The organism is Aeribacillus sp. FSL K6-8210 (assembly GCF_037963925.1).
Classification (GTDB): domain Bacteria; phylum Bacillota; class Bacilli; order Bacillales; family Aeribacillaceae; genus Aeribacillus; species Aeribacillus composti.
The window spans coordinates 2,348,916-2,361,209 of sequence record NZ_CP150172.1; the positions used below are offsets into that span (position 1 = coordinate 2,348,916).

General features: G+C 40.9%; 10 protein-coding genes. All 10 read right to left on the reverse strand.

Translation table 11 applies throughout. The features are described 5' to 3' along the window. Positions 1-665 precede the first annotated feature (665 nt). The 10 genes from spoVM to coaBC all read right to left on the reverse strand — a co-directional run bounded on the left by spoVM (position 666) and on the right by coaBC (position 12,287). Positions 666-746, reverse strand: coding sequence for a stage V sporulation protein SpoVM (gene spoVM, locus NSQ41_RS11225; protein ID WP_063388445.1), 81 nt, complete (start codon positions 744-746; stop codon positions 666-668). Positions 747-966: 220 nt separating this feature from the next. Further along, complete coding sequence (rpe, locus tag NSQ41_RS11230; RefSeq protein ID WP_063388446.1) at positions 967-1,614, reverse strand: ribulose-phosphate 3-epimerase; 648 nt, start codon at positions 1,612-1,614, stop codon at positions 967-969. A 2-nt stretch (positions 1,615-1,616) separates the two neighbouring features. Next, entirely contained in the window at positions 1,617-2,501 is an 885-nt protein-coding gene (gene rsgA, locus NSQ41_RS11235) for a ribosome small subunit-dependent GTPase A (protein ID WP_339209945.1), read from the reverse strand. Between the two features lie 18 nt (positions 2,502-2,519). After that, a complete protein-coding gene (pknB, locus tag NSQ41_RS11240; RefSeq protein WP_339209947.1) occupies positions 2,520-4,487 on the reverse strand; it encodes a Stk1 family PASTA domain-containing Ser/Thr kinase in 1,968 nt (655 codons plus the stop codon). Then, a complete protein-coding gene (locus tag NSQ41_RS11245) occupies positions 4,481-5,239 on the reverse strand; it encodes a Stp1/IreP family PP2C-type Ser/Thr phosphatase (protein WP_339196590.1) in 759 nt (252 codons plus the stop codon). Before NSQ41_RS11245 ends, pknB begins: the two co-directional genes overlap by 7 nt. 4 nt (positions 5,240-5,243) lie before the next feature. After that, positions 5,244-6,305 carry a 23S rRNA (adenine(2503)-C(2))-methyltransferase RlmN gene (rlmN, locus tag NSQ41_RS11250; RefSeq protein ID WP_339209948.1) on the reverse strand — a complete coding sequence of 354 codons (1,062 nt, stop codon included), beginning with the start codon at positions 6,303-6,305 and terminating at the stop codon, positions 5,244-5,246. Then, positions 6,305-7,651, reverse strand: a complete 1,347-nt coding sequence (rsmB, locus tag NSQ41_RS11255; RefSeq protein WP_339209950.1) for a 16S rRNA (cytosine(967)-C(5))-methyltransferase RsmB — start codon at positions 7,649-7,651, stop codon at positions 6,305-6,307. The genes rlmN and rsmB overlap by 1 nt, the downstream gene beginning before the upstream one ends. Then, entirely contained in the window at positions 7,648-8,583 is a 936-nt protein-coding gene (fmt, locus tag NSQ41_RS11260; RefSeq protein ID WP_063388452.1) for a methionyl-tRNA formyltransferase, read from the reverse strand. Before fmt ends, rsmB begins: the two co-directional genes overlap by 4 nt. Before the next feature lie 77 nt (positions 8,584-8,660). Further along, the gene (gene priA, locus NSQ41_RS11265) at positions 8,661-11,072 is read right to left on the reverse strand and encodes a primosomal protein N' (RefSeq protein WP_339209953.1); all 2,412 of its coding nucleotides are present in this window, start codon (positions 11,070-11,072) and stop codon (positions 8,661-8,663) included. Between the two features lie 3 nt (positions 11,073-11,075). Next, positions 11,076-12,287: a bifunctional phosphopantothenoylcysteine decarboxylase/phosphopantothenate--cysteine ligase CoaBC gene (coaBC, locus tag NSQ41_RS11270; protein ID WP_339209954.1), complete on the reverse strand. Its 1,212-nt coding sequence runs from the start codon at positions 12,285-12,287 to the stop codon at positions 11,076-11,078. Positions 12,288-12,294: the final 7 nt, after the last annotated feature.

The window sequence follows — 12,294 nt, forward strand, 5'->3', positions numbered from 1 at the left end:
AGACGACAATAGGTTGGATTATGATCAGAAGAAATCGGCGAATCCCGATATCTTCTGATCAAAAGTATTTCGAAAATAAGCGTTTAAAAAATCGGCGCTTTAACAATCTTCTGCCCGTTTTGTTTCAATACTCTTTATTCACCTTTTGAAGCACTCCCAATGTCACATTTCTTCAAGCACATTCTTCTTTTTAGGCGAATCCTGCAACTTTAAAATCCACTTTAACATGAAATTTTTTCAAACTGCTAAAAAAACTACATAGGTTATTTACTACATATTAACGATCGGAATACATTCCACTTTCTCAAACAGTTTGCCTTTCTTCAGCGCGATCCGTGTTCCTTTCGGCATACACAAAATCAACCGCATAAAGTCTACTTTAAATTAAAAAAATTCTTTTTTACACAAAAAAGATGGAAGAAAAATGAGGCAGCTTTTTAATATTGAAGACAAAAACCCCTGCCATTTACTGTATTTGTTGACAGTTTGCTAAAAACGAAGGCAACATGCACTTAATCGGGATCCTCTATTATTTTTTCCAGTTGAAGCCGAACATTCTAACAGAATGGTAAATCCCCACAATATAATTTGGTATAAAAAAAGCTTGTAGAGTTCACACCATTTGGCTTTGTCTACAAGCAGAAAGCACCTTGATAGGTGCTTCTTTAATCTTTCTTAAATGAACCGAGCATTGCCCGTATAATTCCTCCTAAAAACCTCGGAAGCTTAATTGTATAAAATCTCATTTATATTTACCCTCCCCATGAGAAATCTAAAAAACGTCTATAAGTAGCATATTCATCATCCGTATTTTAGATACTAATTAGAACGTCTTCATCAACTTTTCTTACAATATCTTTATGCATGAAAAAAATAAAAAAGTACTTGACATCTATTGAAGAATCAACATAAAAATGAAAAATTTTTTCCTTTAAATGTGAAAAGAACCGCATATAAACGGTTCTTTCACATTCCTCTTATAGATTTGATCGCTTGTTTGCGATCTTTTTCATTATAAATGGCTGATCCTGCCACAAGCACATTTGCTCCAGCTTCCACACACAATTTGGCTGTTTCAGCGTTGATGCCGCCGTCCACTTCGATCTCAACTTGCAAATTTCTTTCTTTTAAGATACTGGAAACTTGCTGAATTTTTTTGATGACTGATGGAATAAACGCTTGTCCGCCAAATCCAGGGTTAACCGTCATCAAAAGCACGAGATCAACATCTTCTATTACATGCTCGATCATCGATACAGGAGTATGTGGATTTAAAACAACACCTGCTTTCACTCCATTCGATTTGATTAAATGGATCGTTCGATGAAGATGCGGGCAGGCTTCCGCATGAACGGACAACAAGTCGGCTCCTGCTTCAACAAAAGCAGGAATATAACGATCAGGCTGTTCAATCATTAAATGAACATCAAGCGGCAGCTTGGTCACTGGGCGGATCGCTTGCACAATGAGCGGACCGATCGTAATATTCGGCACAAAGTGGCCGTCCATCACGTCAACATGAATGTAATCCGCTCCTCCTTTTTCCACATCAATAATTTCTTCTGCCAATCTAGAAAAATCTGCGGATAAAATCGAAGGTGCAATTTTAACCATGTTCAATACCTCGGCTTTCTTTCTTTTATCTCTTCTAAAAATTGAAGATAATGTTCGTATCTGTAGGAGGAAATATCGCCATTTTCAACCGCTTCTTTAACGGCGCATTTTGGCTCCTTCTGATGGAGACAGCCTCGAAATTTACATTGAATGCTAAATTCTTTTATCTCTGGAAAGCAATTCGGCAAGTCAGCAGCTTCTATACCCGTAAACTCCAGCGAACTAAATCCGGGCGTATCGGCGACTAGTCCCCCTCCCAATGAAATGAGCTCTACATGTCTCGTTGTATGCTTTCCTCTCCCCAAATGATCGGAAATTTCTCCTGTCTTCAATTGCAAACGGTGATCCAGGCAGTTCAACATGGAGGATTTGCCAACTCCAGATTGCCCGGCAATCACTGAAATGCTGTCTTTTAAATAAGGAATGACCTGTTTAACTGTTTCAGGCTCTTTTGTAGTCATCAAAAAGACAGGATAGCCAATTTTTTCATAATCTTTGGCAAACTGACGAATTTTTTCATCTATTACATGATCTGCAATTAAGTCCATTTTTGTAATACAAATGATCGGGCGAATGTTTTTGGCTTCCATTAACACCAAAAAGCGATCCAGCAGCTTGGCGCTAAAATCTGGACTTACAGCGGAAAAAACTAAGATCCCTTGATCAATGTTTGAAATGGGCGGACGGATCAATTCATTCTTTCTTTGCAAAATTTCTAGAATATAGCCTTCTTTTTCATTTTCCGCCTGAAAAATAACTTCATCTCCTACTAGAGGGGAAATTTTATTTTTTCGAAACACCCCTCTTCCCCTGCATTGATAAAGCTTATTTTCAGCTAATACGTAATAAAATCCGCTTAACGCTTTAACAATTTTGCCTTTTGGCATACATGACCTCCTTTTTCATTAATTTCCAGGATAAGGAACTGTTTCAGTTTTCACCACTTCATTATTCAGCAAAACTTGATAATAAGCGGATTGACCAGGTTGAATCGTCAGCTCAATTTTCTTTTTGGTAGGCTTTGATATTTTAAATGTTTCATAAGGTTCACCGATAGAATGCTCAGCATCATTGATATAAATACCCACTTCCGCTTCTTCGCCGTGAATTTCGGGATCAAACGGGATCTCTACTTCACGGACGACTTTTTTGTCCGGCTTTTCTTCCGGACCTAAGGAAATAACCACTTCTATTTTTTCACCTGGAAGCACTTTTTTTCCTGCACTCGGTGATTGGGAAATCACTTGACCGGCAGGAACTTCATCGGAATGTTCTTCTTTCTTTGAAAAAGATAAACCTTCTTTTTCCACATAGTCCTTAACAGCTTCTTCTGTGTATCCCGTTAAATCTGCAAGCGTGATTTTTCTCGGTCCTTTGCTCACGGTTAATGTAATTTCATCTTCATCAGGAATGAGCTCTGCTCCCTCACTCGGAGATTGATCAATGACAGTTCCTTCCTCTTCGCTGCTGTATTCTTCCAATACTGTAATGTTGGAAAATCCTTTTACTTCAAGGAGCTGTCTTACTCTTTCGATATCCTTCCCGATATAATTATCAAGCGTTACCTTTTTCTTGCCTGCACTTTCATAAATGATAATAGAAGAACCTTCTTCTACCATTTCTCCTGCTTCTGGTTCTGTCCTTATGACATATCCTTCTTCAATTTCATCGTTTTCCAGCAAAATCGTGTCTTTGATATCAAATCCTTCCTTCAGCAATTGGTTGACAGCTTCCTCATATGTTTTCCCTCTCACATCAGGCACTTCTACATCTTTTGGAAGGATTAGTTTAGGAAGAACGAGAAGTGCTAAAATGATGGCTATGATGACTACAGCTGTCGCCATCCATAACATTTTCAGCCATTTTCTTTTTTTCTTAGGGCTTACAATATTTTCATGCTTTTGTTCCTTTTCTGCTCCCGACGGCTGCCGATCCTTTGCATGATGAATGATTGTTTGTTCCCCAGTTTCAGGTATATCATGTAAAACAATCGGATGGGTGATCGTTTTTTCGTCGTTATCAGGTATTTCAAATTTCTTTTCATCTAATCTGTCTGTATTAAAGGCAGTGCGAATATCTTCTCCCATTTCTTCCGCAGAGGAATAACGGTGAAGAGGGTCTTTCGCCATCGCCTTTAAAATAATATTTTCGACGCTTTGGGGGATCTCAGGGTTCCATCTCTTTGGAGACGGAGCTTCTGATTGCAAATGCTTTAAAGCGATTGATACGGCCGATTCCCCGTCAAAAGGGAGCCTGCCTGTCAGCATTTCATACAGGACGATGCCGAGCGAATAAATGTCAGATTTTTTTGTTGCAATCTGACCTCTCGCTTGTTCAGGCGACAAATAATGTACAGAGCCCAGCACGGAATTAGTGTGGGTAATGGTTGTTGATGTCAGAGCCATAGCAATCCCAAAATCGGTCACTTTAATGTTCCCGAGGTTGTCAATAAGTATATTGTGCGGCTTTATATCTCTATGGACAATTTGATTTTCGTGTGCGTGAGTAATGGCTGATACGATTTGCTCCATTAAATTTAATGCTTCTCTAGGATGCAAAGGTGCATTTTGCTGGATGTACTGCTTTAACGTCTTGCCTTCCACATACTCCATCACGATGTAGTAAATGTTATCTTCTTCGCCGACATCGTAAATGCTGACGATATTCGGATGAGCAAGGCTTGTTGCCGATTGTGCCTCTCTCCTAAATCTTCGTATAAACTCATCATCATCTGAAAAATCTAGTCGTAAAATTTTAATGGCAACGTCGCGTTCTAAAATAATGTCTCTTGCTAAATAAACGTTTGCCATTCCTCCTCCGCCAATCACTTTCAAAATTTTGTAACGGCCGCTAATCCGCTTGCCGATCAGCATGTTCCATCACTCTCGCGGCTGATGACATGTTTATAAATAATGACAGAAATATTGTCATCGCCGCCGTTTTCATTTGCTAGCCGTATTAATTCCTTCGCTTTTTCTTCCAGTGATTGGTCGGATGATAAAATTGATTCCATTTCATGTTCCTGCACTTTATTCGATAAACCGTCAGAACAAAGAAGCAAATAATCGTTTACTTCTAGGACGACTGTTTTAATATCTGCATCGACAGATTGTTCTGTGCCGAGAGCTTTCAATAAAATGTTTTTTCGCGGATGCTCTTTCGCATCCTCTTTTGAAATTTGTCCCGATTTCACAAGCTCGTTCACTAATGAATGATCATCGGTAATTTGAGCAAAACCGGCTTTATTTAACAAATAGCATCGGCTGTCGCCAATGTGGGCGATTGTAGCAAAGCTTTCAGTACAGATGGCGCCGACAAACGTCGTGCCCATTCCTTTACATTCCTTATGTTCATTCGCATATGTCAAAAGTTCTTCGTTGACTTCGGCAATATGATCGTTTATCCAGCTCTCCGCCTGCTCGGGATGTTCCATTTTTTCCGCTTCGTTCCAGCTTTTTTCAAAATGCTCGATCGTCATTCTGCTTGCGACATCGCCTGCGAGGTGGCCACCCATTCCGTCAGCCACGACAGCTAAAATTTGCCCGTGTCGGTTAAGAATGGCACTTGCGGCGTCTTCATTATGGGTTCTGACCTTTCCTTTGTCAGTAAAAACAGCGGTTTTCATTTATTCACCTCGTCTCTATTTTTCGCTCTTTTGCCCTTAACTGTCCGCAAGCTGCATCAATATCGTGTCCATGTTCTCTTCGGATCGTGACATTAATCCCTTGTTCCTTTAATGTCCGTTCAAATCGAAAAATTTGATTTTTGCTCGTGCGAACATAATTCCGCTCCGGAACATAGTTGACTGGAATTAAATTCACGTGGCATTTTAAATCTTTTATTAGCTCAGCAAGCTCGAGTGCGTGCTCCACTTGATCATTTACGCCTCCAAACAGTCCGTATTCAAATGAAATTCGCCGCCCTGTTTTGTCAATATAATATTTGACTGCCTTCATTAAATCAGGAAGCTTAAAAGCTTTATTGATCGGCATTAGCTTTGTGCGCAGTTCTGTATTCGGTGCATGGAGGGAAATAGCTAAATTGATTTGTAAATTTTCATCAGCAAATTGATAAATTTTAGGGATAATTCCGCTCGTTGAAACAGTAATGTGGCGGGCGCCAATGTTCAATCCTTTTTCGTCGTTGATGATTTTTAAAAATGACATCATTTCTTCATAGTTGTCAAAAGGCTCTCCAATCCCCATTATGACGACATGGCTGACTCGTTCGCCGATTTCATCTAATATTTGCTGAACTTTTATGACTTGAGCTACAATTTCCCCCGCAGATAAATTTCGTTTTAATCCACCTAATGTGGAAGCGCAAAAGGTGCACCCGATTCGGCAGCCAACTTGTGTTGTCACACATACTGAGTTTCCGTAATTATGCCTCATTAACACCGTTTCAATGGAATAGCCGTCATGGAGCTCAAACAAAAATTTCATCGTGCCGTCTTTTGACGTTTGCTTAACAATTGTTTTCAATGTTGTCAAATCGAAATGCTCCGCCAATGCTTCCTTCAATGACTTTGGCAAATTGGTCATTTTATCGAAAGAGGCAGCGCGTTTTTTATACAGCCAATCAAAAATTTGTGCTGCTCGAAAGCTTTTTTCGCCTTGTTGTTCAAGCCATTCTTTTAAATCGGAATATTTTAACGAATAAATAGATGGTTTTACTTGCATCTTGTCCATCATTGTACCTTCCTTCTCAAAGCCGCGATAAAAAATCCGTCGGTATTGAAATATTGCGGCAAAATTTGCACAAAGCCGTTTTCGACGTATTGTCGAACTTTTTCCGGCATTCGATCTTTTAACGTCTCATCTAATTGAAAGTCATCATGCTCCTTTAAAAAATATTTTATCATCTCCTCATTTTCTTGTTTATCTATTGTGCAAGTGCTATAAACAAGCAAACCTCCAGGCTTCACCAAATCAGCTACGGAAGCTAATATCTTTTTTTGCACTGATGTTAAAGAAAGAATATCTTCTTCTGTTTTCGTATATTTTATTTCCGGTTTTTTTCTTATGACACCGAATCCGCTGCACGGTGCATCCACTAAAATTTTGTCGAAGCTGTTTGGCGGAAAATACTCCGAGGCGTTGCGGCTGTCCAGCACTTTTGCGTTTACATTCAAGAGCCCAAGCCTTGATGCTTGTTTTTCGATGAGCTGGATTTTATGCTCGTGCAAATCTAGGGAGACGACTTTACCCGTATTATTCAAAAGCTCTGCAATATGAGTTGACTTCCCTCCCGGAGCTGCACATGCATCCAAAATTTGCTCTCCTTCTTTTACATGTAAAGCTAGCGAGACGAGCATCGAGCTTTCATCTTGAATGGTGAACCAACCTTTTTGATAGAGGCTCGTATTCGCTAAATTTCCTTTTACAGCTTCGATGGCCTCATCAACCAGCTTTCCCTTTACCGCCTTTATTCCTTCTTTTTCCAAAGCAGCGATCGCCTGAGGAACTGTCGTTTTCAGCTTGTTCACTCTAGCTGTCTGTTTAGCATGCAAAAGCTGCGAGGATAATATATTTTCCGCAGTCTCAAACCCGTATTGACTCGCAAGCCGTTCGACAAGCCATTTCGGAGCGCTTGTCTTTACCGCTGTACGCTCAATCGGATCTTGTATATCTTTAATGGTAGGGAGGCCCTTTCGTTGTATATTTCGCAAAACACCGTTTACTAGAGCCGCAATCCCTTTATGTCCTCTCTTTTTGGCGATTTCCACTGCCTCATAAAGAACCGCGCGGTCAGGAATCCGATCTAAATACACCATTTGATAAAGCGATATTCTTAAAAGCTGGATCACCCAATTGCTAATTTTTTTCTTTTTCTCTAGAAAATGCGATAAATAGTAATCAAGAGTCAGCTTCCGCTGGATGGTTCCATAGACAAGCTCTGTCAATAAAGCAGCATCTTTTTGCTCCAATTTATATTTATCAATCCATGTATTTAGCAGCAGGTTGCTGTATGCTTGTTTTTCTTCGATGGCCACTAGTAAATCCATTGCTAGTTCTCTTGCATTTCGTTTTTTCATTCGAATGTCATCCCTATTTCAATTTGCGTTCCTCTTAAAAATTGCTCGCAGCTCATTTTTTTCTTTCCGGACGGCTGAAGCTCAATAATTTTAATGGAAACGTCATTTCCTGTTGCAACAACGAAACCGTCCTTGTCGACGGAAACAATTGTTCCAGGCTCTGCTTGGTGTTCTTTCTTCACTTTTTCTCCCCACCAAATTTTAATCGTCTTTCCGTTCAAAACCGTGTAGGCAACTGGCCAAGGATTTAACCCGCGAATGTGGTTGTACACCTCTTCACCGCTTTTCGTCCAATCGATTTTTTCCTGTTCCCTTTGAATATTCCAGGCAAATGTGGCTTTCGTTTCATCTTGCGGAATTGGAGTTATACTGTTTTCTAAAATTTTCGGTATCGTTTGTGATAAAAGATTGGCGCCTGCTTCGCTCAATTTGTCGTGCAATGTAGCAACCGTATCCCTTTCATCAATTGGAACTTCGACTTGTGTTAAAATATCTCCGGCATCCAGTTTTTCCACCATATACATGATCGTAACTCCCGTCTTCTTTTTGCCTTGCATGATGGCATAATGAATGGGTGCTCCGCCACGCAGTTCAGGCAAAAGAGAAGCATGTACATTTATACAGCCATATTTCGGTGCGTCCAAAATCTCTTTTGGCAAAATTTGACCAAAAGCAGCCGTTACAATTAAGTCGGGTTTTAACGCCAAAATTTTTTCTATTTCTTCTTTGTGACGGATTTTTTCAGGTTGAAACACTGGAATGTTATGTTGTTCTGCAGCCACTTTTACAGGCGGAGGCGTCAATTGTTTTTTTCTTCCTTTCGGGCGGTCTGGCTGTGTGACAACCGCACAAACGTCATGACCGTCTTTTACGATTCGATTTAGCACTGGTACAGCAAAGTCAGGCGTGCCCATAAATATAATTTTCGCCATACATATCTCCCTTCTATTGTTTCCAACTCATCGACATCTAAAAACTAGATATGATGCTAACAATTTACATAACCAATTTATAGAATGGTATACGGATTTAGATCAATCATCAATTTTAAATCCGTTTGCGACATGTCCTCTTCATAATGCTCGAACAATAATTTCAGTGAATTATACAAGTTTTTTTCCCGTTTGTATTTTATCATGCATTGAAATCGATATCTATCTTTCATCTTCGGTATTGGCGAACTGACAGGACCGAGGATCTGCGCCTCATTTGATAAATGAAGCTTTAAATATTGTCCAATTTTCTCCGTTACTTCAGCTGCTTTTATCGCATTTGGATGGGAAACGGTAATGAGAATGAGAAAATAATAGGGCGGATAGGCAAAAGATTTTCTCATTTTCATTTCCTGTCGATAAAATGTTTCAAAATCATGCAAGCTTGCCAATTGAATGGAGTAATGCTCAGGCGTATAAGTTTGAATCACCACTTCCCCCGGAAGCTCATGCCGGCCTGCTCTTCCGCTTACTTGCGTTAATAATTGAAACGTTTTTTCTCCAGACCGGAAATCAGGAAGATGGAGCATCGTGTCAGCCGAAAGCACTCCGACCAATGTGACATCAGGGAAGTCCAATCCTTTTGCAATCATTTGTGTTCCAAGCAGGATGTCTGCTTTTTTTTCGCCGAATGCGTTTAAAAGCTTTTCATGCATTCCTTTACGGCTGGTCGTGTCGACATCCATCCGTATGACACGCGCTTCCGGGATAAGCCTGTTGAGCTCTTCCTCGATACGCTGAGTTCCTGTTCCGAAAAAGCGAATATGCTCGCTTCCACATTCTGGGCATCGAGACGGCATGGCTGTTTCGAATTGGCAATAGTGGCATTTTAGCTTTTCCCCATGCCGATGATAAGTAAGGGAAATATCGCAATGAGGACATCCTATGACATGTCCGCAATTTCTGCACATGACGAAGGAAGAATAGCCGCGCTTGTTTAATAAAAGTACAGATTGCTCTCCTTTCTTCAAGCGATCTGTCAGCTTTTCAAACAACGTTCTTGAAAACATCGATCGGTTGCCGTTTCTCAGCTCCTCCCGCATGTCGACAATATGGACTTCCGGCAGAGGACGGCGGTTGACGCGTTCTTTTAAAGTTAACAACGTATAAACGCCTTTTTGTGCTCTCGCAAATGATTCAAGCGTCGGAGTGGCGCTTCCTAAAATGACTGGACATTGATGATATTTCCCTCTGTAAATGGCAACGTCCCTTGCATGATACCGAGGACTTTCCTCCTGTTTATAGCTAGTTTCATGCTCTTCATCAATAATAATGATGCCGATATTTTGAAACGGGGCAAAAATTGCTGATCTCGCCCCGACGACAAGCTTCGCTTCTTTCCGGTAAATTTTCCGCCATTCATCGAACTTTTCCCCGCTGGACAACCCGCTATGAAGAACAGCAACCTGACTGCCAAATCTGCTTTTAAACCGCTGAACCATTTGAGGAGTCAACGATATTTCAGGTACTAGCACGATCGCTTCTTTTCCTTCATTCAATACCTTCTCGATCGCTTGCAAATAAATTTCCGTTTTGCCGCTTCCCGTGACCCCATACATTAAAAATACTTCGTGCTCGTGTCGATTCAGCTTGTCTAAAATCGGATCCATTGCACGTTTTTGTTCGTCAGTTAACGGTAAAGGCTTCGTTCTCGGAAACTGTTTATGCTCATAAGGATCTCTGTAAATTTCTACTTGCTCCTCTGTCAAAATACCTTTTTTAATTAACGCTTTGACGGCAATTGAAGCTCCTTGTATGCTGTTCGTCAACTCCGTTAATAAAATCGGATTAGGATGATCAATAAAAAATTGAATAACCTCTTTCTGTTTATGGGCGCGAGCTGGCAAATGCTGAAGCTGTTCTTCAAGCTCACGAACCGGCAAAAGAGGCTTTACATATTTCACAAGCCGTTTTTTTTGCTTTTGTTCGACACGATAATCGATTTGCAAATTCCCATTACGAATCTCCTTTTGAACGACGGCGACAAGCGATGAAGGTAAATCCTCCCATGAAAGCGGCCCTCCTTTTTCGAAAGCAGTCCTGATCTCTTCAGGCAAATCCTCCAATTGAGCGGAGCTCGATGGCTTGATTTCTTTTATGTACCTCGTTTTCATCGCAGCCGGAAGCATTGCCTGAAAAGCGGTGATTTTATAGCAAAGAGTCGTTTCACTAAGCCATGCGCCAAGCTCTAACAGTTCATGATTTAATACCGGTTCCGGATCAAAAAGCGAATGGATCGGTTTCACATGGTCAATATCTGTTTCATTTTTTAACTGAACGACAAATCCAGTAAGCTTGCGGGAGCCGAAAGGAACGATGACCCTCATGCCAGGCTGGATTACGCCAGCGAATTTATTTGGAATTTCGTAGTCAAATAGCTTGTCCGTGCCTTTTGCCGGGACATCCACAACAACGCTTGCATACCGCATTATCTATTCACCTTTCAAAAGCTTTTCAATTTCTCTTAAAATTGCATCTGCCACTTCTTTTTTAGACATAAGCGGATACGCCTTCTTTTCTCCGTTTCTATGAAAAATCGTCACTATATTTGTATCCTTTTGAAATCCTGCTCCTGGTTCATTTACATTGTTGGCGACAATTAAATCCAAGTTCTTTTCATTCAGCTTATGCAGCGCATATTGTTCAACATTTTCCGTTTCCGCCGCAAATCCTACCAGCAATTTTGTTCCTTTCTTCTCGCCGAGTCTTTTTAAAATGTCTTCCGTACGTTCCAATTCAATGACTAATGAGCCGTCCTTTTTTTTCATTTTTTGATCAAATGTTTGTTTCGGCCGATAATCAGAAACTGCGGCAGATTTAATCACAATGTCGGCTTTGTCAAAATGGTTCATCACTTCATGATACATCTCTTCAGCACTTTCAACTGGCACAAATGTCACCCCGGCCGGCGGCGCAAGAGAAGTCGGACCGGAAATTAAAATTACGCTCGCTCCAAGCTCCTTCGCCTGCTCGGCGATCGCATAGCCCATTTTTCCGCTTGAATGGTTGGAGAAAAACCGGACAGGATCTATTTTTTCCCTTGTCGGCCCCGCAGTAATGATAATTGTTTTCTGATTCAAGACGGAAGGTACCTTCGTTTGATCGGAAAAATGGTTTTGAATGAGTTCAACGATTTTGTCCGGCTCTTCTAGGCGGCCTTTGCCAACGTAACCGCATGCAAGATGTCCTTCTTGCGGTTCAATAAACTGATAGCCGTCCCGATCAAGCGTTTCAATGTTGCGTTTTACAGCCGGATGGTCATACATATGTACATTCATTGCAGGAGCAATCCAAACCGGTGCAGTTGTCGCCAGCAGTGTCGTTGTCACCATATCATCGGCAATCCCTGAGGCAAGTTTCCCAATGATATTGGCAGTTGCTGGAGCTACGAGCACTAAATCAGCCCAGTCGGCTAAATCGATATGTGCAATCACTTTCACATCTTTTTCATCAAAAGTATCTAAAAACACTTCATTTCTCGATAGTACTTGAAACGTCAAAGGGGTGACGAATTTCGTAGCAGATTCTGTCATGATCACTTTCACATCAAAACCCGCCTGTGTCAGCTTGCTCGTCAAAGCTGCAGCCTTGAAAACCGCTATTCCTCCCGTTACACACAATAAAATACGTCTCGGACGTGCCACTTTGTTC

Excerpts from the sequence above, each read along its gene's own strand:
- spoVM (WP_063388445.1), bottom strand. The coding sequence starts at position 746 with ATGAGATTTTATACAATTAAGCTTCCGAGGTTTTTAGGAGGAATTATA.
- rpe (WP_063388446.1), bottom strand. The coding sequence starts at position 1,614 with ATGGTTAAAATTGCACCTTCGATTTTATCCGCAGATTTTTCTAGATTG.
- rsgA (WP_339209945.1), bottom strand. The coding sequence starts at position 2,501 with ATGCCAAAAGGCAAAATTGTTAAAGCGTTAAGCGGATTTTATTACGTA.
- pknB (WP_339209947.1), bottom strand. The coding sequence starts at position 4,487 with ATGCTGATCGGCAAGCGGATTAGCGGCCGTTACAAAATTTTGAAAGTG.
- NSQ41_RS11245 (WP_339196590.1), bottom strand. The coding sequence starts at position 5,239 with ATGAAAACCGCTGTTTTTACTGACAAAGGAAAGGTCAGAACCCATAAT.
- rlmN (WP_339209948.1), bottom strand. The coding sequence starts at position 6,305 with ATGGACAAGATGCAAGTAAAACCATCTATTTATTCGTTAAAATATTCC.
- rsmB (WP_339209950.1), bottom strand. The coding sequence starts at position 7,651 with ATGAAAAAACGAAATGCAAGAGAACTAGCAATGGATTTACTAGTGGCC.
- fmt (WP_063388452.1), bottom strand. The coding sequence starts at position 8,583 with ATGGCGAAAATTATATTTATGGGCACGCCTGACTTTGCTGTACCAGTG.
- priA (WP_339209953.1), bottom strand. The coding sequence starts at position 11,072 with ATGCGGTATGCAAGCGTTGTTGTGGATGTCCCGGCAAAAGGCACGGAC.